At 73.9% G+C, this 21,600-nt stretch carries 23 protein-coding genes; 15 read left to right on the top strand and 8 right to left on the bottom strand.

The window, feature by feature from the left end; translation table 11 throughout:
- Nucleotides 1–2 precede the first annotated feature (2 nt).
- A complete protein-coding gene (locus AB0O19_RS08610; RefSeq protein ID WP_363618746.1) occupies nucleotides 3–455 on the bottom strand; it encodes a DUF523 domain-containing protein in 453 nt (150 codons plus the stop codon).
- A gap of 55 nt (nucleotides 456–510) precedes the next feature.
- Between AB0O19_RS08610 and AB0O19_RS08605 the strand changes: the two genes are divergently transcribed.
- The 3 genes from AB0O19_RS08605 to hemQ are packed head-to-tail and all read left to right on the top strand — an operon-like array spanning nucleotide 511 to nucleotide 3,273.
- Nucleotides 511–1,083: a Uma2 family endonuclease gene (locus tag AB0O19_RS08605; protein WP_363618745.1), complete on the top strand. Its 573-nt coding sequence runs from the start codon at nucleotides 511–513 to the stop codon at nucleotides 1,081–1,083.
- Nucleotides 1,084–1,117: 34 nt separating this feature from the next.
- Nucleotides 1,118–2,551: a protoporphyrinogen oxidase gene (gene hemG / locus AB0O19_RS08600; RefSeq protein WP_363618744.1), complete on the top strand. Its 1,434-nt coding sequence runs from the start codon at nucleotides 1,118–1,120 to the stop codon at nucleotides 2,549–2,551.
- Nucleotides 2,548–3,273 (top strand): hydrogen peroxide-dependent heme synthase, encoded by a 726-nt coding sequence (gene hemQ, locus AB0O19_RS08595; RefSeq protein ID WP_363580394.1) that lies wholly within the window; start codon nucleotides 2,548–2,550, stop codon nucleotides 3,271–3,273. Before hemG ends, hemQ begins: the two co-directional genes overlap by 4 nt.
- A gap of 51 nt (nucleotides 3,274–3,324) precedes the next feature.
- On the opposite strand, the gene AB0O19_RS08590 is transcribed toward hemQ, so the two are convergent.
- From AB0O19_RS08590 to AB0O19_RS08580, 3 genes are all read right to left on the bottom strand, one after another.
- Nucleotides 3,325–4,107 (bottom strand): TIGR04222 domain-containing membrane protein, encoded by a 783-nt coding sequence (locus AB0O19_RS08590; protein ID WP_363618742.1) that lies wholly within the window; start codon nucleotides 4,105–4,107, stop codon nucleotides 3,325–3,327.
- Nucleotides 4,108–4,176: 69 nt separating this feature from the next.
- The gene (locus tag AB0O19_RS08585; protein ID WP_363618740.1) at nucleotides 4,177–5,274 is read right to left on the bottom strand and encodes a TIGR04222 domain-containing membrane protein; all 1,098 of its coding nucleotides are present in this window, start codon (nucleotides 5,272–5,274) and stop codon (nucleotides 4,177–4,179) included.
- A 40-nt stretch (nucleotides 5,275–5,314) separates the two neighbouring features.
- On the bottom strand, nucleotides 5,315–6,628 hold the full coding sequence (locus AB0O19_RS08580) for a DUF692 domain-containing protein (RefSeq protein ID WP_363618738.1): 1,314 nt from the start codon (nucleotides 6,626–6,628) through the stop codon (nucleotides 5,315–5,317).
- Between the two features lie 267 nt (nucleotides 6,629–6,895).
- Between AB0O19_RS08580 and AB0O19_RS08575 the strand changes: the two genes are divergently transcribed.
- The 8 genes from AB0O19_RS08575 to AB0O19_RS08540 all read left to right on the top strand — a co-directional run bounded on the left by AB0O19_RS08575 (nucleotide 6,896) and on the right by AB0O19_RS08540 (nucleotide 14,470).
- Entirely contained in the window at nucleotides 6,896–7,816 is a 921-nt protein-coding gene (locus AB0O19_RS08575) for a GNAT family N-acetyltransferase (protein ID WP_363618736.1), read from the top strand.
- 116 nt (nucleotides 7,817–7,932) lie between these two features.
- Entirely contained in the window at nucleotides 7,933–8,736 is an 804-nt protein-coding gene (locus AB0O19_RS08570; RefSeq protein ID WP_363618734.1) for a hypothetical protein, read from the top strand.
- A gap of 121 nt (nucleotides 8,737–8,857) precedes the next feature.
- On the top strand, nucleotides 8,858–9,871 hold the full coding sequence (locus tag AB0O19_RS08565) for an MBL fold metallo-hydrolase (protein WP_363580406.1): 1,014 nt from the start codon (nucleotides 8,858–8,860) through the stop codon (nucleotides 9,869–9,871).
- Between the two features lie 104 nt (nucleotides 9,872–9,975).
- On the top strand, nucleotides 9,976–11,805 hold the full coding sequence (locus AB0O19_RS08560) for an ATP-binding protein (RefSeq protein ID WP_363618732.1): 1,830 nt from the start codon (nucleotides 9,976–9,978) through the stop codon (nucleotides 11,803–11,805).
- On the top strand, nucleotides 11,802–12,233 hold the full coding sequence (locus tag AB0O19_RS08555; protein ID WP_063349487.1) for a roadblock/LC7 domain-containing protein: 432 nt from the start codon (nucleotides 11,802–11,804) through the stop codon (nucleotides 12,231–12,233). Before AB0O19_RS08560 ends, AB0O19_RS08555 begins: the two co-directional genes overlap by 4 nt.
- Nucleotides 12,230–12,583, top strand: a complete 354-nt coding sequence (locus AB0O19_RS08550) for a DUF742 domain-containing protein (RefSeq protein ID WP_350885830.1) — start codon at nucleotides 12,230–12,232, stop codon at nucleotides 12,581–12,583. Before AB0O19_RS08555 ends, AB0O19_RS08550 begins: the two co-directional genes overlap by 4 nt.
- A gap of 55 nt (nucleotides 12,584–12,638) precedes the next feature.
- Entirely contained in the window at nucleotides 12,639–13,283 is a 645-nt protein-coding gene (locus tag AB0O19_RS08545) for an ATP/GTP-binding protein (RefSeq protein ID WP_363618845.1), read from the top strand.
- Entirely contained in the window at nucleotides 13,280–14,470 is a 1,191-nt protein-coding gene (locus tag AB0O19_RS08540) for a cytochrome P450 (protein WP_063349490.1), read from the top strand. Before AB0O19_RS08545 ends, AB0O19_RS08540 begins: the two co-directional genes overlap by 4 nt.
- A gap of 81 nt (nucleotides 14,471–14,551) precedes the next feature.
- Here the strand turns inward: AB0O19_RS08540 and msrB are convergent, their stop codons facing one another.
- The 4 genes from msrB to AB0O19_RS08520 all read right to left on the bottom strand — a co-directional run bounded on the left by msrB (nucleotide 14,552) and on the right by AB0O19_RS08520 (nucleotide 17,809).
- Nucleotides 14,552–14,956, bottom strand: a complete 405-nt coding sequence (msrB, locus tag AB0O19_RS08535) for a peptide-methionine (R)-S-oxide reductase MsrB (protein WP_063349491.1) — start codon at nucleotides 14,954–14,956, stop codon at nucleotides 14,552–14,554.
- 22 nt (nucleotides 14,957–14,978) lie between these two features.
- Nucleotides 14,979–16,388 (bottom strand): UDP-N-acetylmuramate--L-alanine ligase, encoded by a 1,410-nt coding sequence (murC, locus tag AB0O19_RS08530; RefSeq protein WP_363618844.1) that lies wholly within the window; start codon nucleotides 16,386–16,388, stop codon nucleotides 14,979–14,981.
- 125 nt (nucleotides 16,389–16,513) lie between these two features.
- Entirely contained in the window at nucleotides 16,514–16,975 is a 462-nt protein-coding gene (locus AB0O19_RS08525) for an indole-3-glycerol phosphate synthase (RefSeq protein ID WP_350885822.1), read from the bottom strand.
- 66 nt (nucleotides 16,976–17,041) lie between these two features.
- On the bottom strand, nucleotides 17,042–17,809 hold the full coding sequence (locus tag AB0O19_RS08520) for a pyrimidine reductase family protein (protein WP_363618730.1): 768 nt from the start codon (nucleotides 17,807–17,809) through the stop codon (nucleotides 17,042–17,044).
- Between the two features lie 102 nt (nucleotides 17,810–17,911).
- On the opposite strand from AB0O19_RS08520, the gene zapE reads away from it, so the two are divergent.
- From zapE to uvrB, 4 genes are read left to right on the top strand one after another with little or no spacing between them, the layout of a single operon-like run.
- Complete coding sequence (gene zapE, locus AB0O19_RS08515; RefSeq protein ID WP_363618843.1) at nucleotides 17,912–18,958, top strand: cell division protein ZapE; 1,047 nt, start codon at nucleotides 17,912–17,914, stop codon at nucleotides 18,956–18,958.
- A 4-nt stretch (nucleotides 18,959–18,962) separates the two neighbouring features.
- A complete protein-coding gene (locus tag AB0O19_RS08510) occupies nucleotides 18,963–19,103 on the top strand; it encodes a hypothetical protein (protein ID WP_363618728.1) in 141 nt (46 codons plus the stop codon).
- Nucleotides 19,104–19,129: 26 nt separating this feature from the next.
- Nucleotides 19,130–19,408, top strand: coding sequence for a helix-turn-helix transcriptional regulator (locus tag AB0O19_RS08505; protein ID WP_363618726.1), 279 nt, complete (start codon nucleotides 19,130–19,132; stop codon nucleotides 19,406–19,408).
- Between the two features lie 43 nt (nucleotides 19,409–19,451).
- Nucleotides 19,452–21,545, top strand: coding sequence for an excinuclease ABC subunit UvrB (gene uvrB / locus AB0O19_RS08500; RefSeq protein ID WP_363618724.1), 2,094 nt, complete (start codon nucleotides 19,452–19,454; stop codon nucleotides 21,543–21,545).
- The last annotated feature ends 55 nt before the right edge of the window (nucleotides 21,546–21,600 follow it).

Here is a 21,600-nt window from a genome sequence, read left to right as displayed (position 1 = left end):
GATCACAGCTCGGCAGCGGACCGGACAACCTCGACGCCCGCCCGCCGCAGCAGCGCCGCCGTCACCCCGTCCCCGGGGCGCAGCTCCCCGGTGAACGTCCCGTCGTACACCCGCCCGCAGCCGCAGGACGGGCTGCGCGCCATCAGCACCGCCCGCCGCGCCCCCGCGGCCTCGGCCGCCGCCAGCGCCGCCCGGGCCCCGGCCACGAACTCCGCCGTACAGTCCGCGCCCGTCGCGTCCACCACCCGGGCCCGCCCGTCCAGCACGTCCGCCCCGTCCCCGCCGACGATCTCCGCCGCAGGGCGCGGGGTCGGCAGCCCGCCCGCCCCCTCCGGGCACACCACCACCGCCCGCCCCGCCTCGACCAGCCCCACCACGTCCGGCGAGGTCTTCGCCCGCCCGTCGTACCGGCACGGCACCCCGGCCAGACACGCACTCACCACGATCGGTTCCATAGCACACAGCCTAGGCAGCGGCTCGCAGGGCCTCGGAACTCGCTATCTTGGGAGCATGAGCGAGCTGCCGGACTGGATGTACGCGCCCAGAGACGAGGGCTGGTTTGCCGATGACCTCGACCACCTGCCGCAGGCGCCGCGCCACACCGAACTGATCGATGGGGCACTGGTCTTCGTGATGTCTCCGCAGCGCTGGTGGCACGGTGAAGTTGTCGACAACCTGAAGATGGCGCTGATTCCCCAGGTCCCGGAAGGGGCCAGGGTCGGGCGGGAGATGTCGATCAAGCTCGACAGGCGGAACCGTCCCGAGCCGGACGTTCTCGTCGTCAAGGCCAATTTCGAGAGAAAGCGCACGCAGTTCACTCCTGATGAAGTCCTGCTCGTCATCGAGGTCGTCTCGCCTGAGTCCGTAGACCGTGACCGTTTCGTCAAGGTCCGCAAGTATGCCGAGGCAGGGATCCCGCACTACTGGATCGTCGAGGAGGAAGAGGGCGGTCGGCCAGCCGTACACGTCTACGAGCTGGACCAGGCGACCTCGGCGTACGTGCCCGCCGGGATCTTCCGGGAGTCGTTGGAGCGCCCGGTGCCGTTCCCGATCATGATCGACCTGAACGCGCTGGCGGATTGAGGGCCCGGTGTAAAGACCTGCGAGACTGCGAGGCATGTCGGATGCACAGGTCGTCGTCGTCGGTGGTGGGATCGCGGGGCTGGCTGCGGCCGCCTTTCTGAGCGGGGCCGCCGGGGGGCCGGTGCGGGCGCGGGTGACGCTGCTGGAGGCGTCGGAGCGGGTCGGCGGGAAGCTGCGGGGCGGCGAGGTCGGCGGGGTCCGGGTGGACCTGGGGGCCGAGTCGATGCTCGCGCGGCGGCCGGAGGCGGTGGAGCTGGCACGGGCGGTCGGGCTGGGCGAGGAGTTGGAGCCGCCGACCACCGCGAAGGCCTCGATCTGGACGCGGGGCGCGCTGCGCCCGCTGCCGGGCGGGCAGGTGATGGGCGTCCCGGGCGATCTGGACGCGCTGGCGGCCTCCGGGGTGCTCACCGCCGAGGGGCTGGAGCGGGCCCGGCACGAGGGCGCCACCGAGGTCGGGGACGACGTGGCGATCGGCCGCTACGTCGCCGACCGGCTGGGCCAGGAGGTGGTGGACCGGCTGGTCGAGCCGCTGCTGGGCGGCGTCTACGCCGGGCGGGCCGAGGAGATCTCGCTGCGCGCCGCCGTGCCGCAGCTGCTGGCGATCGCGCGGGGCGGCGGCTCGCTGGTCGACGGGGTGCACGAGCTGGCCTCGCGGCCGAAGGTGGTCGGCACCCCGGTGTTCCAGGGCCTGCGCGGCGGGCTCGGCACCCTGCCGGAGGCCGTCGCTGCCGCCTGCCGGAAGGCGGGCGTGGACCTGCGCACCGGTACGCCGGTGGACGGGCTGCACCGCACCCCCGGGGGCTGGCGGGTGGTGACCGGCGACGGCGAGGTGCTGCACGCGGACGCCGTGGTGCTGGCCGTCCCGGCGCCGGCCGCGGCCCGGCTGCTGCGCGCGGACGCGCCGGCGGCGGCCGCCGAGCTGGACGCCGTCGAGTACGCGGGCATGGCGCTGGTGACCCTGGCGTTCCGCCGGGCCGACCTGGCGGAGCTGCCGGCCGGCAGCGGGTTCCTGGTGCCGCCGGTGGACGGGCGGCGGATCAAGGCGTCGACCTTCTCCTCCAACAAGTGGGGCTGGCTGGAACGTTCCGCCCCGGACGCGTTCCTGCTGCGCACCTCGCTGGGCCGCTACCGCGAGGAGGAGGCACTGGAGCTGCCGGACGAGGAGCTGGTGGCCCGGTCGCTGGCGGACCTCCGGGAGGCGATCGGCCTGACCGCCCGGCCGTACGACACCGCCGTCTCGCGCTTCCGGGCGGGCCTGCCGCAGTACCCGGTGGGCCACCTGGACCGGGTGGCCCGGGTCCGGGCGTCGGCGGCCGGGGTGGGGGGACTGGCGCTGTGCGGCGCCGCGTACGACGGGGTCGGCATTCCGGCCTGCATCGGCTCGGCGGCCGCCGCGGTGGCCGCCCTCGACAAACTGTTGACCCCGGCAACCGGGGAAGGTTCCACGGAGAGGACAATGGGCGCATGACTGAGACCGTTGAGCGGCAGCCGGAGCAGCAGCCCGAGAAGAAGAAGGCGCGCGACCTGAACCAGGTCATCCGCTACACCATGTGGTCGGTGTTCAAGCTCAAGGGCACGCTGCCCGAGGACCGGACGGCGCTGGCCGCCGAGGTGGACGAGCTGTTCGCCCAGCTGGCCGCGAAGGACGTGACGGTGCGCGGCACGTACGACGTGTCCGGTCTGCGCGCGGACGCCGACCTCATGGTCTGGTGGCACGCCGAGGACTCGGACGACCTGCAGGAGGCGTACAACCGCTTCCGCCGCACCGGTCTGGGCCGCCAGCTGGAGCCGGTCTGGTCCAACATGGCGCTGCACCGCCCCGCCGAGTTCAACAAGTCGCACATCCCGGCGTTCCTCGCCGACGAGCGCGCGCGCGACTACGTCTGCGTGTACCCGTTCGTCCGCTCCTACGAGTGGTACCTGCTGCCGGACGCCGAGCGGCGCGCGATGCTCGCCGAGCACGGCCAGATGGCCCGCGGCTACCCGGACGTGCGGGCCAACACGGTGGCCTCGTTCGCGCTCGGCGACTACGAGTGGCTGCTCGCCTTCGAGGCGGACGAGCTGCACCGCATCGTCGACCTGATGCGCGACCTGCGCCCCTCCCGGGCCCGGCTGCACGTCCGCGAGGAGGTGCCGTTCTTCACCGGCCGCCGCAAGCCGGTCAGCGAACTGCTCAACGGCCTGGCCTGAGTTCCGCGGGATCGGTGAACGGGGTCCGCTTCGGCGGGCCCCGTTTGCGTGTCACGTCCGGTGGGGGCGGAGGGCGGCGCGCAGGCGGGGGTCGGGGAGGACGGCGGGGCCGTTCATGGCGACGGCGGTGAGCAGTTCGCGCTCCTCGTCGTCCGCGAGGCCGTGCTGGCGGGCCGGTCGGACCTCGCGCAGCACCTCCTGGCCGACCGGGGACGCCCAGCGGGTGTAGGGGTAGACGTCGACCCGGGCCATCAGCAGGGTGCCCGAGGTGAGCACCAGCGGCAGCGAGAACCAGGCGAGCGGGGTGACGGTGTCACCGCCGGTGAAGCCGCTGAGGGTCAGCGCGGCGGCCAGCAGGAGGAGCGTCAGCAGCAGTGCGTGCCGCACCTGCCGGACCACCAGGACGGTGCTGCGCTGGACCAGGGCCGGGGTGGCCAGGCCGGCCAGCGAGAGCCGGGCGCCGATCTCCAGGACGGTCGGGTGCTCGGCCATCGCCCGGCGCAGCCCGTCGGTGCGGCACTGGCCGTCGGGGCCGACGGTGACGATGACCGCGCGCTCCAGGCGGCTGCGGCCCCGGGGGTCGACCACCGTGGTCCAGCCGGTGTGCGCCAGGTGCAGCCGGCCCCGGCCGGCCATCAGGACGAGGGCGAGTTCGACCACCCGGTCCGGGCCGCCGGCCAGGTAGGCCGTCTCGTACAGCCCGATCCCGACGGCCTCGGGCGGGTGCAGGCCGTCCGCCTCGGCCAGGGCGTCGGCGGTGGCGGTCGTCCGGACGAGTCGGAGACACGAGAGGACCGCCGCGACGCACGCCGGTATCAGGAACAGCAACCACATGGGCTTGTTGTATGCCTGGGCCGATGGCGCGGGGAACGGCTTCCCGGACCGCGATACCGAACTGTGACGTCAGGAGCCGCAGCCGCCGCCGCCACCGCAGCTCGACGAGGACGACCCGCAACTGGAGGAGGACGACCCGCAGCTCGACGAGGAGGAGCCGCAACTGCTGGAGCCGGAGCCGCAGCTGGAGGACGAGGATCCGCAGCTGCCGCTGCTTCCCCCGCAGCCGGAGGAGCCGGAGTGGGAGGAGCCGCACCAGGCCGTGGAGCCCCCGCAGGAGGACCCGGACGAGCTGCACGAGCTGGGGGGAGAGCTGGTGGAGGAGCCCGTCGAGGAGGAGGCGGCGTAGGAGCTCGCGGCGGCCGACTTCACCGCCTCGTCCTGGGCGGCCGCGGCCAGCATCGCGGACCGCAGTTCGTCGTCCTCCAGCCCGGCGGCGGCCAGCCCGCCGAGCGCGAGGGCGCCCAGCAGCACGCCGCCGGTCGTCTTCGGCGACAGGCCGGCGCTCGGCGTCCACGGCGTGCCGACCTTCATCAGGGAGAGCTGGCGCCGCCCGGCCGGGGTGATCCGGCCCTTGGCCGGCCAGGTGACGAGCAGGCTGATCCCGCCGAAGACCAGGAGCACCACCGGGATCCACAGCGCGGGGCGGCCGGAGCCGGCGCCGCCGTCGTCCAGCACGTGGGAGAGGACGGTCGAGACGGCGACGCCGAGCAGGGCGAGCCAGAGCAGCCGCCGGGCGGTGCGGGCCCGCCGCAGCCGCTCGGGGTGGCGCATCAGGCCGCGGTCGGCGAGCCGGTCGCCGATCTCCTGCACGGCGGCGGAGCGCATCACGGCCCGGCGCAGCGGGGCGAGTTCACGGCTGCCGCCCGGGCCGACGGCGTCCAGGACGGCCTGGTCGACGGCGTCGTACGGCTTGTGCCCGGTGAGGGTGACCAGGCCGGCGCGGCTGATCACGGCCCGCTCGGAGAGGTGCATCCGGATCAGGGCGGTGTCGAAGACCCGGCCGGGGCCGCCGGACAGGAAGGCGGCGTCCATCAGCGGCAGGCCGCGGCCCGGCAGGCCCTGGACGTGCGGGACGTGGCCGACCCGCTGCTTGGTCCGGGACGCGTACAGCGAGGCCGCCACCAGCAGGACGGCGGGGATGACGAAGTAGGTGTTGTGCCACATGGGCGGGTTCCCCCCGAAGGTGTGCGGTGAAGGCGGGTGCTCAGCGCCGCAGGGCTCGGCGCAGACGGGCGAACGCGCCGGGCGGCCGCTCGGCGGCCGGGTGGAGCCACTGCTCCAGGGACCGGCGGTGGTCGGCGGCGAGCGGGCCGCCGTCGGCGAGCGCCCAGGCGGCGAAGGCCCGGGCGTCGGCGCGGTAGCCGCCGGTCTGCGGGTGCCGGCGGGCGTAGTCGAGGAACAGCGGCCCGTACGGCCGGCCGAGCAGGCGGGGCAGTTCGGGGGCCACCTTGGCGACGGTGTCCCGCCGTTTGGTGGCCAGGCCGGTGGACTGGGCGCGGACCTGGTCCGGGTCGAAGCCGGGCGGGACGGGCCCGCCGGCCACCAGGGCGGCGAGCAGGTCCTCCTGGCGCCGCGCCAGCCGGGCGCGGGTGCCGCTCGGGCACGCGCCCGCCGCGGTCCCCCGGGGCTCGGCGCGGGGGGCCGGTGGGGCCGTCCGCGGGGTGCTCCCCTCTAGCACCCGGCGGATGGCGTCCAGTTCGCCGGCCAGCTCGCTGGGCGGCGGGAAGTCGGCGTCCCGTTCCAGCAGGACGCCGGGTGGTGCGACCCGTGCGCAGAGTTCGGCCAGGACCTCCAGCACCGGTTCGGTGACGGGGTGGGCGTGGGTGTCGTGCCAGACGCCGTCGACCAGGGTGCCGCCGGCGACGTGGACGTAGGCGAGCGCCTCCAGCGGCAGGCGGTCCAGTTCGGCGGCCGGGTCGATGCCGAGGTTGACCCGGTTGGTGTGCAGGTTGGCGACGTCGATCAGCAGCCGGACGCCGGTCCGCTCGACCAGTTCGGCGAGGAACTGCCCCTCGGTCAGCTCGTCGTCGGGCCAGGCCAGCTGGGCGGCGATGTTCTCCAGGGCGAGCGGCACCGGGAGCTGGTCCTGGGCGATCCGGACGTTCTCGGCGATCACCCGCAGCGAGTCCCGGGTGCGGGGGACGGGCAGCAGGTGGCCGGCCTCCAGACCGCCGGCCCGGACGAACGCCAGGTGTTCGGTGACCAGCGGGGAGTCGAGGGCGAGTGCCGCCTCGGCGAGCTTGGCGAGCCGGGCGGGGTCGGGCAGGTCGGCGCCGCCGAGGCCGAGCGCCACGCCGTGCGGGACGACGGTGACGCCGCGGGCGCGCAGGACGGTCAGGGACTCGGGCAGGTGGTCGGCGCAGATGTTCTCGGCGACCACCTCGACCCAGTCCAGGCCGGGTTGGCGTTCGACGACGGTGTCGATCTCGCTGCGCCAGCCGAGGCCGACGCCGAGGCGGGGGGCGCCGTCCCGCGCCGGGGTGGCGGAGCCGGGCAGGTCCAGGGCAGGGGAGGTCATCGGTTCGCCCCCTTTCGGAGGGCCGGGTGGGGAGGCCGCCGGGTGGTGCGGGCTTCGTCGCCAGGACCGCGCGGCCGTGTTGCTGAGGATGTCCCCGGGTGGGACGGCTGCCAAGCCCCGCCCGGTCTTCTCAGAGCATTATTTGAGCTTGCCGCTGCGGGGGTGAGGGACTTTGGTCCCGAGCCGGGGCCGTTGCCGCAGGTGAGGCGCACCGGCGCGGGGAAATCCGAAGGCGCCGGACGGGCGTCAGGGCTAGCGTGGGAACCCATGACTTCTTTGACGATCCGTGACTTCCGCCCCGACGACGCCGAGGCCGTGGCCGCCGCCCACCGGGCCGGGCGCGAGCACCTGGTGATGACCTCCGAGGCCCTGCTCTGGCTGAACGGCCGGCAGAGCCCGGGCGAGCACTTCCGCACCTTCGTCGCCGAGCTGGACGGCCGGGTGGTCGGAGCGGTGCGCTGTGCGGTGGTGCTCGGGACGACGACCACCGGCGTCGGGTACGCCAACGGCAGCGTGCTGCCGCAGTTCCGGCGGCGCGGCGCGGCCACCGCGCTGCTGGCCGCGGCCGAACGGCACCTGTCCGGGCACGGAGTGAGCGAGCTGCACACCTGGCTGGACGACGAGCCCGCCTCGCTGGCCTTCGCCGCCGCCCGTGGCTACGAGCTCGGGCGCGCGGCGCAGTTCGGCGGGAGGGACTTGGCGCTGCCGCTGCCGCAGGCGCCCGTGCGGCCGGCCGGCGTCGAGCTGCGCCCGGCCGGAGACTGGGCGGCCGACCCGCGCCCGCTGTTCCTGGTCGAGGCGGACGCCATCCAGGACGAGCCCGGCGAGGTGCCGATGGACGCCCTGGACTACGAGGACTGGCTGCGGGGCGACTGGGCCCGGCCGGACCTGGACCGGGCGCTGACCGTCGTCGCCGTGGTGGACGGCGAACCGGCCGCGTTCAGCATGGCGCAGACCGACGGGGTGGACCGCTACTGGTCCGCGTTCACCGCCTGCCGCCGGGAGTTCCGCGGGCGCGGGCTGAGCAAGCTGGCCAAGCTGGAGTCGCTGCGCCTGGCGGCCGCGGCGGGCTACCGGCGCGCGTACACCTCCAACGACGAGACCAACGCGCCGATGCTCGCGATCAACGCGTGGCTGGGGTACGAGCGGTGCGCGGGGGAACGCAAGGGGATCAGGCGCTTGAAGTGACGCCGGGTGCGGCGATCCTGACGGTGGGAATTGCCGCGAGGGGGGTATTTCCGGCCACGGAGGGGACTTAACCAGAGCACACAGTTCGTGGTCGAGTCTTCCTCCGTGGGGATGATATGGAGATCCTGCTCCAGGTGTTCATCGCATCGGTTCCGGCCGTGATCGGATTCCTCGCGGCCCGCTCCCTCGCCCGGACCAGACTGTTCCTGCGCTACGGCTTCCTGCGGGCGCTGCTGGCGCCGTACAGCCGGGTGCAGATCATCACGCCGAGCATCGAGGTCGCCGAGTTCGCCTTCACCACGGACGGCTGCCAGCTGACCAGCCGCGGGCCGAAGAACGTGCTGTTCATGCCGATGGCCGAGGCCAGGGCGATAGCGGGGCTCACCGACCTGCTGCGGAAGGTCAACCGGAAGGCGACGATCGAACTGGTGGTGGCCGGCGCGCAGGATCCGCGGATGCCGACGTTCTCGATCGGGGGCCCGAGCGTCAACTCCTATTCCGGCGGCGTGCTGGACGCGGTGTTCCCGGATTTCGCCATCGAGTACCCGGACGAGGCCCGCGCCCGGTGGGGCGGAATGACCTTCGAGGCGCTGTACAACCCGGCCGGGGAGCTGATCCGCGACCACGGCTTCATCTTCGTGACCCGCACGCCCCGGCAGGCGCCCTGCGTCGTGCTCTGCGGGGTGTTCGCCTTCGGCTCCGCGATGGCGGTGGAGGCGTTGACCGGGGCGAGCCGCAACTCCCCGCTGGCGGCGCTCTTCCGCTCGGGGGAGAAAGGATTCGTCGCGGTGGAGGGGCGGGTGATAGGCCTGGACACCGTCGACGTCACGGTCGAGGTCTGCCGCACCCTGCCCGCGCCCCGGTCCGACGTCCCGTCGGGATTCCGGGGCGAGGTGTCCACGGGTCGTCCCGACGGTTGAGACGATTGGTCTCGACCACGAGGGGCGAAACCGGACAGCTCGGGAGAGTCTGGGGCAGCAACTCCTGGTGGCCGTACAGGTTTTGCCCCGCCCCTGACACACTTTGGGCATAATCGCGCACATGACGATCAACCGTGCGAACGTGAGCGCGATTGCCGAGGACCTGTACGTGTGGCTCCCCCCGAAGCGGGGCTGGGGCCTGGCCAACTGCGGGCTGCTGGCCTCGGCGAAGACCGCGCTCTGGATCGACACCCCCTACGACCCCACCCTGGCCGGGGAGTTCCTCGCCGCCAGCCGCCGCCTGCTGCCGGCCGGGGTCGAGGTCGACCGGGTGATCGTCACCCACGCCAACGGCGACCACCTGTGGGGCGCCGGAGTCGTCCCGGACGCCGAGGTGATCTCCACCCGCGAGGCGCTGGAGCACATCCACTACGAGCCCACCCCGCAGCAGCAGCACGCCCTCGTCGTCGGCGGCGACCCGGACTCCCCGCTCGGCGGCTACCTCAGGGAGCACTTCGGACGGTTCGACTGGTCCGCCACCGACCCCGTGCACCCCGACACCGTCTTCACCGGCGAGCTGGAACTGCGGGTGGGGGAGTACCCGGTGCAGGTGACCGGCCTGCCCGCCGCCCACACCGGCGGCGACCTGATCGTCCACCTCCCGTACCAGCGCGCCGTCTTCACCGGTGACGTGATCTTCGGCTCGACCCCCGAGTACCCCGGCGACCACCCGGTGCACTGGGCCGGCCCGCTGGAGAACGTGATCACCGCCTGTGAGCGGATCCTGGCCACCGGCGCCGAGATCTTCGTCCCCGGCCACGGCCCCGTGCTCGACCGCGACGGCGTTCGCCACCACATCGCCTACCTGACGTACGTCCGGGAGCGCGCGCACGCCCTGCACACCGCCGGGATCCCCGCGCTGGACGCCGCCCGGCGGGTGATAGCCGAGCAGCGCCACCCCGAACTCGGCCTGCCCGAGCGCCTGGTGCTCACCGTCGCCGCCGAGTACCGGCACCTGGACGGCACCGAGGTGCCGAACGTCCTGGTGGCCATGGGCCAGGTCGCCCAGGTGGCCCGCGAACTGGCCGAGGACGCCGCCCGCAGCCCGCGCCCGCGCGCCGCCGCCCGGGACTGACCGCCCGGGACCGACCGCCCGCCGCGCCCGGGCCGGACCACCGCCGGCCCCGGCCCCGGCAGCAGCCGACCAGCCGGACCCCCAGAGGACTTCCGAGGACTTCGATGACGCAGATCGCGCAGATTGCGCTGATCGCCCTGGCACTGGTCGCCGCCGCGACGGCGGGCGTGCTCGCCCGCGGCCGGGCCCGGGCCCTCACCCGGGCGGTCGCCGCCGAGACCGCCCGCGGACACGGCGAGGAACGCGCCCGCGCCGCCGAAGGCCGGCTGGCCCGCGCCGAGCAGCAACTGCGCGAGGCGCAGGAGGCCGCCCGGCGCGCCACCGAGGAGACCCACCACGCCGAGAGCCGCTACCGGGCCGCCGAGGAGCGCACCCGGGAGGCCGAGAGCCGGGCCCGCACCGCCGAGGACGCCACCCGGGAGACCGAGCAGCGGGCCGCCGCCGCGAACACCCGGGCCGGGGAGGCGGAACGGCGGCTCACCGCCGCCGAGGAGCACACCGCCGCCGTGCTCGCCGAGATCGGCCACCTCGCCCAGGAACGGGTGGCCGCCACCGCCGTCCGGCTCAGCCACGCCAACGCCCCGCTGGTCGGCCCGCTGGACGGGCAGGCCGTCGGCCCCGAGGCCGTCCGGGCGCTGCAGTCCGTCCTGGACGCCGCCTCCGCGGCCCTCACGGACGAGCGCGAACGCGTCGACGCCGCCGCCCGCGCCGCCATGCGCGGCGCCACCTCCCGGATCCAGACCCTGCTCTACCAGATCCAGAGCCTGGTCCAGCAGCTCCAGCACGACAACGACGACCCCCGGCTGCTGGAGGTCGACTTCCGCAACGAGGTCGCGCTGCGCCGGATCCAGACCGTCGCCGTACTCTGCGAAGCCTGGCCCGGCCTGGCCCGCACCGACTCGCCGCTCGCCGAAGTGGTGGTCGGCGCGCTCTCCCGGGTGCCCGGCTACGCCCGGATCAAGGTCGCCAACCACCTGCGCGAGCAGCGGCTCGCCGTGGTCGCCCGGGCCGCCGAGCCGCTGGCCATCACCGTCGCCGAACTCCTCGCCAACGCCTCCGCCTACTCGCACCCGGAGACCGACATCCCGGTCACCGTCCAGCAGGGCGGCCGCGGCGCGCTGGTGATCATCGACGACAGCGGCATCGGCATGGACGACGACCAGCTGCGCCGGGCCCGCCGACTGCTGGCCGGCCCGCCCGACGTCCTGCTCACCGAACTCGGCAACCCGCCCAAGACCGGCTTCGCGGTGATCGGCAAACTGGCCCGCCAGTACGGCTTCTCCTGCCACATCGAGCCCTCGCCGTACGGCGGGATGCGCACCATCCTGCGCATCCCGGCCGCGCTGGTGACCGTCGTCGACGACGAGCAGCCGCTGTCGGTGCTCACCCCGCTGCCGCTGCGGGCCGGCGCAGGCCCGGCCCCCGCGCCCACCGTCCAGGCCGTCCCGCCGATGCGCGACACCGACGAGGGCGACGGGCCGCCCCCGCTCGCCGACCGGCACAACCAGCCGGGCCCGCACCCCGCGCCCGCCATCCACGCGGTGCCCGACGCACCGGCCGGCCCCGCCGACCCGGTCGACGACGGCACCGGCCTGCCCAGCCGGCGACGCCGCCGACCGGTCACCGCCGACGGCCCCGGAGCCCCCGAGCCCGCCGCCGGGCCGTCCGCCGCACCGGCCGAGCCGCCCGCCCGGGCCCCCGAGCGGACGCCCGAGCGCGCCGCCGCCCACTGGCAGGCGCTCCAGGAGGGCACCGACTCCGGCCGCGCCGCCGTGGCACAGGCCGCCCGCGGGGCCAGCACGACCGGCGAGTCCAACGCGACCGCCGGGACCAGCGCGACCGGCGGGAGCGGCCCGACCGCGGCCGCCCGCGACACCGGTGCCCGCACCACCGCCCGCCCGACCGCCCCGACCCCCGAAGGAGCCGAGCAGTGACCAGCACGCCCAGCCCGACCACCACCGACGAGATCTCGTGGGTGCTGACCCCGCTGCTGGAGCTGCCGGGGGTGCTGCACGCGGTCATCGCCACCGGTGACGGCCTCGTCGAGGGAGCCTCGGACGGGCTCGACCGCGCCTCCGCCGAGCGGGTCGCCGCGATGACCGCCACCGTGCACGCCGCCGCCCGCGCGTTCACCAGCGCCTTCACCGACACCGAACGGCCCCGGCTGGCCCAGACCGTGGTCGAGTCCGACCTCGGCTACGCCGTCGTCGTCCCGGCCGGGGAGAACACCTCGCTCGCCGTGTTCACCTCCCCGGAGGCCCAACTCGGCAACGTGGCCTACCAGATGCAGGTACAGGTCGCCGCCCTGGGCCGTGCCCTCGCGAGTCCGACCCGGCAGCAGGACACCACCGTCCGATCATGACCGCCGTACCCCGCAGGCGGATGGTGCCCGCCTACCTGGCCACCGGCGGCCGCAGCCGCCCCGGCACCGCCGGCTTCGACCGGCTCACCGTGCTGTTCGCGGACCGCGTCGAACCGCCCCGCGAGCTGGAACCCGAACACCAGCGGCTCTGGGAACTGCTGCGCCCCGGCGCGCTGACCGTGGTGGAGGCCGCCGCGCACCTGCGTCTACCGGTCAGCGCCACCGTCTTCCTCGCGGCCGACCTGGTCGAGGCGGGCTGCCTGCGCGCCCGCGCGCCGATCCCGCGCGCCCAGCAGACCGACCGCTCCATCGTCGAGAGGCTCCTCGTTGGACTCCGTGCGCTCCGGTAGCCCGGCCGACCGGCCGAGCCGGGTGGGCTACCTGCCCGACCGGGACCAGACGCTGATGAAGCTGGTGGTGGCCGGCCCGTTCGGGGTCGGCAAGACGACGCTCATCCGCACCCTCTCCGAGATCGCCACCCTGCACACCGAGGAGGCGATGACCGAGACCGGACGGCCGGTGGACGACCTGGCGGGCCTGCCCGAGAAGGCCACCACCACGGTCGCCGTCGACTTCGGCCGGCTCACCCTGCCCGGCAACCTCGTGCTCTACATGTTCGGCACCCCCGGCCAGCGCCGCTTCTTCCCGCTCTGGCAGGACATCGCCCGCGGCGCCCTCGGCGCGCTGGTGCTCGCCGACACCCGCCGGCTCGCCGACTCCTTCGAGATCATGGACATGGTCGAGGAGCAGGGCCTGCCCTACGCCGTCGCCGTCAACTGCTTCCCGGACGCGCCGGTCCACTCGATCGAGGTGCTGCGCGCCCACCTGGACCTGCACCCCACCACCCCGCTGCTGCTCTGCGACGCCCGCGAGCGCGGTGCCAGCCTGGACGCGCTGATCGCGCTGGCCGAGCACGTCCTCGACGGCCTGCCCGCCGCCCCCGTCGCCCTCGCGGACGCCGCCGACCTCGCCGCCCCGGCGGACGTCACCGAGCCCGCCGTCCCGGCAGCGACCGCCCCTGCCGCCTCCGCCGCCGAGGAGCGCCCGTGACCACCGACACCCGCCCGACCCCCATCTACGGCCCGGTCTTCGCCGCCGACCCGCAGCTGGTCTACGACCGGCTGCGCCGCTACGGAGCGGTCGCCCCGGTGGAGATCGCGCCCGGCGTCGAGGCCCTGCTGGTCACCGACTACCAGGCCGCCCTGGACCTGCTGCGCGACACCGACACCTTCTCCAAGGACTCCCGCGCCTGGCAGCGCACCGTCGCCCCCGACAACCCGCTGCTGCCGGTGCTCGGCTACCGCCCGACCGCCCTGTTCAGCGACGGCGAGGTGCACGCGCGCTACCGCGCGGTGATCACCGACGGCCTCGCCCTGCTCGAACCGCACCGGCTCCAGCGCCGGGTCGCCGAGGTCGCCCACCAGCTGGTCGACCGCTTCGAGGCGGCCGGCACCGCCGACCTGATCGCCGAGTACGCCCGCCAGCTGCCGGCCTTCGTCCTCACCACCTGGTTCGGCGTGCCCGAGGAGCACAGCGCCCGGCTGGTCGCCGGGATCGCCGGGATGATCGAGTCCACCGAGAAGGCCGTCGTCGCGTACGGGGACCTCGTCGCGGTGGTCACCGCCATGGTCGCCGAGCGGCGCGAGCGGCCCCGGCACGACCTCACCTCCTGGTTCGTCACCCACCCGGCCGGGCTGGAGGACGACGAGGTGATCCGGCAGATCACCCTCACCATGATCGCCGGGCACGAGCCGACCACCAACCTGATCGGCAACGCCCTGCTGCGCCTGCTCACCGACGCCCGCTACGCCGGCTCCCTCATCGGCGGCGCGATGACCGCCTACCAGGCGATCGACGAGGTGCTCTGGCACGAGCCGCCGCTGGCCAACCTCTCCGCCCACTACCCGCGCTACGACATCACGTTCCACGGTCGGGAGATCCCGGCCGGCACGCTGGTGCTGGTCTCCTACGCGGCCGCCAACTCGCAGGCCGCGCCGCCCACCGACGGCACCGAGCTGCGCAGCGGCGAGAGCGCCCACCTGGCCTGGGCGGCCGGCCCGCACGGCTGCCCGGCCCGCGACCCGGCGCTGCTGATCGCGATCACCGCGATCGAGCAGCTGACCAGCCGGCTCAGCGACCTGGAACTGGCCACCCCGGCCGAGGACCTGCTCTGGCGCCCCGGCCCGTTCCACCGGGCCCTGGTCCACCTCCCGGTCCGCTTCGCCCCGACGGCCTGAGCCCCGACGGCCCGGGACGCACGAGGGCCCGGGCGTCCGTCCGTACGGAAACCCGGGCCCTCGCGGCGCGACCGGCCGGCGCTACTCGGCCGGCTTCAGCGTCAGCGAGACGCTGTTGATGCAGTACCGCTGGTCGGTCGGCGTGCCGTAGCCCTCACCCTCGAAGACGTGGCCCAGGTGCCCGCCGCAGCGGGCGCAGCGCACCTCGACCCGGCGCATGCCGAGCGTGGTGTCCTCGATGTACTGGACCCGGTCCCCGGCCAGCGGCGCGTAGTACGACGGCCAGCCGCAGTGGCTGTCGAACTTGGTCTCGGAGCTGAACAGCTCCGCGCCGCAGGCCCGGCAGCCGTAGACGCCGACGGTCTTGGTGTCGGTGTACTCACCGGTGAACGGGCGCTCGGTGCCGGCCTCGCGGAGCACGTGGTACTCCTCGGGGCTCAGCTCGTCCCGCCACTCGGCCTCGGTCTTCTCGATCTCGTAGCTCATCACGGCTCCCGGTCGGGGTACGTCAGACGTTGGAGGCAACGTTCGAGAGGTGCTGCACGCTTCCCCGGATCTCGTCCAGGATGGCGGGGCCCAGGTTGGTGACGTCGCCGGCGCCCATGGTGAGCAGCAGGTCGCCGGGGCGGGCCAGGCCGGCCAGCACGGCGGGGGCGGCGGCGAAGGAGTGCTCGGCGGTGACGTCGGCGCCGGCCCGGTGGGCGGCGTCGATGATCAGCTCGCTGGTCACGCCGGGGATCGGGTCCTCGCGGGCCGGGTAGATGTCCAGCACCACCGAGGCGTCGGCCAGCGCCAGGGCCCGGCCCATCTCCTCGGAGAGCTGCTGGGTGCGGCTGAACAGGTGCGGCTGGAAGACCACCAGCACCCGGCCCTCGCCCTCCAGGCCCTCCCGGATCGCCTCCAGGTCGGCGGTCATCTCGGTGGGGTGGTGGGCGTAGGAGTCGATCACCTGGACGCCGCCGGCCTCGCCCTTGAGCTGGAGGCGGCGCCGCACGCCGGTGTAGGCGCCCAGGGCCTTGGCCAGGTCGGCGGCCGGGACGCCCAGCGCGACGCCGGCGGCCAGCGCGGCGACCGCGTTGTGCGCGTAGTGCCGGCCGGGCACCGAGACGGTGAAGGACAGCTCGGCGCCGTCCAGCTCGACGGTGACCTCGCTGGTCATGCCGCGGGCGACCACCGAGCGGACCCGGACGTCGGCGTCCTCGGCGGCGCCGACGGTCACCACGGTGAGGCCCTCGCGGCCGGCCACCCGGGCGGTCAGTTCGCGGGCGCCGTCGTGGTCGGCGGAGACCACCAGGGTGCCGCCGGGGGTGATCCGGCCGACGAAGGTCTCGAAGGACTCGTAGATCTCCTCGATCGAGGCGTAGTTGGCGTGGTGGTCCAGCTCCACGTTGAGCACGATCGCCACCTCGGGCGCGTACTTGTGGAAGCTGCGGTCGCTCTCGTCGGCCTCGGCGACGAAGATCTCGCCGGCGCCGTGGTGGGCGTTGGAGCCGGGCGTGTCGAGGTCGCCGCCGATCGCGTAGGACGGGTCCAGGCCCAGTTCGCCGAGGGCGACGGCGAGCATGCTGGTGGTGGTGGTCTTGCCGTGGGTGCCGGCCACTGCCAGCGCCCGGCGGCCGCCCATCAGGGCGGCCAGCGCGTCGGAGCGGTGCACCACCGGGATGCCGCGCTCGTGGGCGGCGGCCAGCTCCGGGTTGTCGGCGCGGATCGCGCTGGAGACCACCACGCTGCTGGTGCCGTCCGGCACGTGCTCGGCGGCGTGGCCGACGTGCACGGTCGCGCCGAGGGCGCGCAGCGCGAGGACGGTCTCGGACTCCTTGGAGTCGCTGCCGGAGACGCTGGCGCCGCGCACCGCGAGGATCTTCGCCAGGCCGGACATCCCGGCGCCGCCGATGCCGATGAAGTGCGGGGCGTGCAGGTCGTGCGCGGCGTCGTTCAAGGCGGGGCTCCGTAGGGCGGGGGCGGAATGGTCGGGCGGACGGGATGGGGAATCGTCCTCGCGGGCGGACCGCAAGGACGATTCTGCACCACCGGCCGGGATCCCTAGGAGTCGCTGGCGAACAGCCGCAGCACCGGGACCCCCACCTTGTGCCGGGCCTGGGAGGCCCAGTCGCGGTGGAAGAACTCCTCCACGAAGTGCGGTGAGGTGAGCACCACCACCTCGTCCGCGCGGTGCTCCTCGACCGCCGCCCGCAGCCGGTCCAGCGGCTTCTCCTCGACCAGCTCGCCGACCGCCTCGGCCCCGGCCGCGCGCAGGTGGCGCAGGCTGTGTTCGAGCGACTCGGAGGCCACGGTCGGCCCGGACTCGGACTCGTCGTGCTCGTGCACCACCTTGTCGAGGTGGCCGAGCGCCACGTCGTCCAGCGCCCGCAGCAGCTCGTCCTGCTTGCCGCGCGGCTGCATCAGGACGACGAAGGAGACCTTCTCGTCGCTGTGGAGCGTGGTGACGAGTTCCACGTCCGCGTCGGAGAGAGCCTTTTCGATCATCAGTACCGTCTTGAACACGTGAGTCCCTTCCAGTGGCCGGCCCCCGGGCCCCGGCATCGCATTAACGGGATCACGACCCGTCGGTCACGGGGTCGGCGGACGCATGTAGCGGGTGAAGAGGAATCCTTTCTGCTCGATCAATGAGACCAGCCGCATCCGCTGCACGTCAGGCATTTCCGCATCGCGGATGATGCGCGGCGCGTCGCCGCCCGTGATCAACGGAGCCAGCGACAGGCACAACTCGTCCAGCAGACCCGCCGCCGCCAGCTGCCCCAGCAGCCGCGGGCCGCCCTCGCTCAGCAACCGCGTCCAGCCCCGCTCCGCCAGCGCCGACACGCCCGCCCGCAGGTCCACCGACCCCTCCCCGGCGAGCACCAGGTCGGCCACCTCGGCGACCGCCCGGCGGCGCTCCTCGGGCGCGTCCGCGGTGGTGATCACCACCGTTCTGACCAGCGGGGCGGTGAACAGCGGCGCGGTCAGGTCCAGGGTCAGCGAGCGGCTCACGATCGCGATCGCCGGAGCCGGGGCCTGCCCGGCCGCCGCCCGCGCCGCCGCGAACTCGGCCCGGGCCCGGGCCGGCCGGTAGCCCTCCGCGCGGACCGTCTCCGCGCCCACCAGCACCACGTCCGACAGCGCGCGCAGCACACCGAAGATCCGCTTGTCGGCGTCCCCGGACAGGCCCTCCGAGAGGCCCTCCAGCCTCGCCCCGCCGTCCAGACCGGCCACCATGTTGGCGCGCAGCCAGGGCCGCCCCCGATTCACCTGGTCGGGGTACGCGTAGACGGCGGCGAGCGACTCCAGCGAGGCCGGGTCCACGACCGGCTCGCCCAGCGGGCTGATCAACTGTTGCATGCCCTCAGTCTTCCACCGGCCGCCGTCCCGGGGGGCCTGGGACCAGGCGTACCCTCTACTAACGTGCCAGCAGCCCCCCGCCCCGACACCGCGACCGAGTCCATAGCCGCCGCGAGCGCGGCCGGCTCCCCGATCGCGCTCGCCGACCGCCGCCCCGTCGTGCCCGCCGAGCGGCTGGTCGCCGAGATGGTCCCGCCGCCCCGGTTCTCCGACGTGAGCTTCGGGACGTACATCCCGGACCCGAACCAGCCCAGCCAGTACGAGGCCGTCCAGGTCCTGGAGCAGTTCGCCACCACCCTCGGCGGGGGAAACGGTTCCGCACCCAAGCGCAGCTGGTTCCGCCGCTCCGCCCCGGCGCCCACCGGCCCGGCCGGCGTGTACCTCGACGGCGGCTACGGCGTCGGCAAGACCCACCTGCTCGCCTCGCTCTGGCACGCCGCCCCCGGCCCCAAGGCCTTCGGCACCTTCGTCGAGCTGACCAACCTGGTCGGTGCGCTCGGCTTCCAGCAGGCCGTCCGGACCCTCTCCGGTCACACGCTGCTGTGCATCGACGAGTTCGAGCTCGACGACCCGGGCGACACCGTCCTCGTCTCCACGCTGCTCGGCCGCCTCGTCGACAACGGCGTCAAGCTCTGCGCCACCTCGAACACCCTGCCGGAGAAGCTCGGCGAGGGCCGCTTCGCCGCCGCCGACTTCCTGCGCGAGATCCAGGGCCTGTCCGCGCACTTCCGCCCGATGCGGATCGACGGCCAGGACTACCGCCACCGCGGCCTCCCGGACGCCCCGCCGCCCTACCCCGACGCGGCCGTCGACGCCGTCGCCGCCCGGACCCCCGGCGCCTCCCTGGACGACTTCGACACCCTCCTCGCCCACCTCTCCGCCGTCCACCCCAGCCGCTACGGCGCGCTGCTCGACGACGTCACCGCCGTCTGCCTGCGCGGCGTCCGCCAGGTCGACGACCAGTCCACCGCCCTGCGCCTGGTCGTCCTCGCCGACCGCATGTACGACCGCGAGCTCCCCATCACCGCCTCCGGCCTCGCCTTCGACCAGGTCTTCCCCGACGACATGCTCCGCGGCGGCTACCGCAAGAAGTACCTCCGCGCCATCTCCCGGCTGGTAGCCCTCGCCCGCGACAGCGCGAAGACCTGAACCCGTGACCCCCGCCCCGGCCGGGCGTTGCTCCCTGGCCCTGTCCGGCAAGACCAGCCGGACAGGGCCCAGCGGAGCAGAGTGTGAGGCCGAGCATCTGCCCGCCGCCGACCACGACGTCTACGACCGGGAGGAGCAGCGGTGAGCAGCGGTTGTCACACGCGGTGGGTCGTGCCGCCGGAGCATCGGGAGAGCGAGCAGTACCGGGCGGCCGGGCGGCGGATGGCGCCGGCCGAGGCCGTGTACGCCCGCCGCTCCGCTCTCGGCTGGACGCTCGCCGAACTCGCGGAGCGGTCCGGGCTGGACGAGGCGACGGTCGAGAGCATCGAGGAGAGCGGCGTCGATCCGACCCTGCCGCTGGTCGAACGCCTCTCCGCCGCCTCCGACTCGGTCGTCCGCGTCGACCCGGCCCGCGAGCCGGCCATGAGGTTCGAGGGGCACGCGGCCTGAGGGAGCCGCACCGCTTGTCGGCGGTGGGCCGTACGGTGGACTCGTGCGACCCATCACGAGTATTGAGCGGTCAGTGGCGCCCTTCGAGGTCGTCAGTCCCTTCCAGCCGAACGGGGACCAGCCTGCGGCGATCGCCGAGCTGGAGCGGCGGATCAAGGGCGGGGAGAAGGACGTCGTCCTGCTCGGTGCCACCGGTACCGGGAAGTCGGCCACCACGGCCTGGATGATCGAGCGGCTGCAGCGGCCCACCCTGGTGATGGCGCCGAACAAGACGCTGGCCGCCCAGCTGGCGAACGAGTTCCGCGAGCTGCTGCCGAACAACGCGGTCGAGTACTTCGTCTCGTACTACGACTACTACCAGCCCGAGGCGTACGTCCCGCAGACGGACACCTACATCGAGAAGGACTCCTCGATCAACGAGGAGGTCGAGCGGCTGCGGCACTCGGCGACCAACTCGCTGCTGACCAGGCGGGACGTGATCGTGGTCGCGTCGGTGTCCTGCATCTACGGCCTCGGCACCCCGCAGGAGTACGTGGACCGGATGGTCCCGCTCAAGGTCGGCGAGGAGATCGACCGGGACGTCCTGCTGCGCCGCTTCGTGGACATCCAGTACGCCCGCAACGACGTGGCGTTCACCCGGGGCACCTTCCGGGTCCGCGGCGACACCATCGAGATCTTCCCGGTCTACGAGGAGCTGGCCGTCCGGATCGAGATGTTCGGCGACGAGATCGAGGCGCTGTACACCCTGCACCCGCTCACCGGCGAGATCATCAGCCAGGACGAGTCGGTGTACGTCTTCCCCGCCTCGCACTACGTGGCCGGCCCGGAGCGCATGGAGCGGGCGATCACCGGCATCGAGAAGGAGCTGGAGGAGACGCTCGCCCGGCAGGAGAAGCAGGGCAAGCTGCTGGAGGCCCAGCGGCTGCGCATGCGCACCACCTACGACATCGAGATGCTGCGCCAGATCGGCACCTGCTCGGGCGTCGAGAACTACTCGATGCACTTCGACGGCCGCGAGCCCGGCTCCCCGCCGAACACCCTGCTCGACTACTTCCCGGAGGACTTCCTCCTGGTCATCGACGAGTCGCACGTCACGGTCCCGCAGATCGGCGCGATGTACGAGGGCGACGCCTCGCGCAAGCGCACCCTGGTGGAGCACGGCTTCCGGCTGCCCTCCGCGATGGACAACCGCCCGCTGAAGTGGGAGGAGTTCCTGGGGCGGATCGACCAGACGGTGTACCTGTCGGCGACGCCCGGCCCGTACGAGCTGTCCCGCGGCGACGGCCAGGTCGAGCAGATCATCCGCCCGACCGGTCTGATCGACCCGGAGGTGATCGTCAAGCCGACCGAGGGCCAGATCGACGACCTGGTGCACGAGGTCCGCAAGCGGGTGGAGCGGGACGAGCGCGTCCTGGTGACCACGCTGACCAAGAAGATGGCCGAGGACCTCACCGACTACATGCTCGGCCTGGACATCCGGGTCCGGTACCTGCACAGCGACGTGGACACCCTGCGCCGGGTGGAGCTGCTGCGCGAGCTGCGCGCGGGCAGGTACGACGTGCTGGTCGGCATCAACCTGCTGCGCGAGGGCCTGGACCTGCCGGAGGTGTCGCTGGTGGCGATCCTGGACGCGGACAAGGAGGGCTTCCTGCGCTCCGGCACCTCGCTGATCCAGACGATCGGGCGGGCCGCCCGAAACGTCTCGGGCCAGGTGCACATGTACGCGGACCGGATCACCCCGTCGATGGAGAAGGCGATCGACGAGACCAACCGCCGCCGGGTCGTGCAGCAGGCGTACAACAAGGAGCACGGGATCGACCCGCAGCCGCTGCGGAAGAAGATCGGCGACATCCTGGACACCCTCGCCCGCGAGGACGTGGACACCGACGAGCTGCTGTCCACCGGCTACCGCGGGGCCGCCGGGAAGGGCAAGGCCCCGGTGCCGGCCCTGGGCATGGAGCGCAAGCAGGGCGAGAGCCTGCCGGCCGCCGAGCTGGCGGAGCTGATCCAGTCGATGACGGACCGGATGCACGCGGCCGCCGCCGACCTCCAGTTCGAGGTCGCGGCCCGGCTGCGCGACGAGGTGAAGGAGCTGAAGCGGGAGCTGCGCCAGATGAGGGAGGCCGGCGTGGCCTGAGCGGGGGCCGAGGGGGCCGAGGGGGCCGACGGGGGTCTGAGGCGGGTCGAGGCGA

Source organism: Kitasatospora sp. NPDC091276 (assembly GCF_040684355.1).
Taxonomy (GTDB): domain Bacteria; phylum Actinomycetota; class Actinomycetes; order Streptomycetales; family Streptomycetaceae; genus Kitasatospora.
Note: the sequence above shows the minus strand (reverse complement) of the source record. Positions and strands in the feature narration are given on the sequence as shown.

What these genes read in the sequence shown, in the direction of transcription:
- AB0O19_RS08610 (WP_363618746.1), bottom strand. Translation starts at nt 455, where the DNA reads ATGGAACCGATCGTGGTGAGTGCGTGTCTGGCCGGGGTGCCGTGCCGG.
- AB0O19_RS08545 (WP_363618845.1), top strand. Translation starts at nt 12,639, where the DNA reads ATGAAGCTGGTGGTGGCCGGCCCGTTCGGGGTCGGCAAGACGACGCTC.
- AB0O19_RS08575 (WP_363618736.1), top strand. Translation starts at nt 6,896, where the DNA reads ATGACTTCTTTGACGATCCGTGACTTCCGCCCCGACGACGCCGAGGCC.
- AB0O19_RS08605 (WP_363618745.1), top strand. Translation starts at nt 511, where the DNA reads ATGAGCGAGCTGCCGGACTGGATGTACGCGCCCAGAGACGAGGGCTGG.
- AB0O19_RS08560 (WP_363618732.1), top strand. Translation starts at nt 9,976, where the DNA reads ATGACGCAGATCGCGCAGATTGCGCTGATCGCCCTGGCACTGGTCGCC.
- AB0O19_RS08590 (WP_363618742.1), bottom strand. Translation starts at nt 4,107, where the DNA reads ATGTGGTTGCTGTTCCTGATACCGGCGTGCGTCGCGGCGGTCCTCTCG.
- AB0O19_RS08520 (WP_363618730.1), bottom strand. Translation starts at nt 17,809, where the DNA reads ATGCAACAGTTGATCAGCCCGCTGGGCGAGCCGGTCGTGGACCCGGCC.
- hemG (WP_363618744.1), top strand. Translation starts at nt 1,118, where the DNA reads ATGTCGGATGCACAGGTCGTCGTCGTCGGTGGTGGGATCGCGGGGCTG.
- AB0O19_RS08585 (WP_363618740.1), bottom strand. Translation starts at nt 5,274, where the DNA reads ATGTGGCACAACACCTACTTCGTCATCCCCGCCGTCCTGCTGGTGGCG.
- AB0O19_RS08550 (WP_350885830.1), top strand. Translation starts at nt 12,230, where the DNA reads ATGACCGCCGTACCCCGCAGGCGGATGGTGCCCGCCTACCTGGCCACC.
- AB0O19_RS08565 (WP_363580406.1), top strand. Translation starts at nt 8,858, where the DNA reads ATGACGATCAACCGTGCGAACGTGAGCGCGATTGCCGAGGACCTGTAC.
- msrB (WP_063349491.1), bottom strand. Translation starts at nt 14,956, where the DNA reads ATGAGCTACGAGATCGAGAAGACCGAGGCCGAGTGGCGGGACGAGCTG.
- hemQ (WP_363580394.1), top strand. Translation starts at nt 2,548, where the DNA reads ATGACTGAGACCGTTGAGCGGCAGCCGGAGCAGCAGCCCGAGAAGAAG.
- AB0O19_RS08580 (WP_363618738.1), bottom strand. Translation starts at nt 6,628, where the DNA reads ATGACCTCCCCTGCCCTGGACCTGCCCGGCTCCGCCACCCCGGCGCGG.
- AB0O19_RS08570 (WP_363618734.1), top strand. Translation starts at nt 7,933, where the DNA reads ATGGAGATCCTGCTCCAGGTGTTCATCGCATCGGTTCCGGCCGTGATC.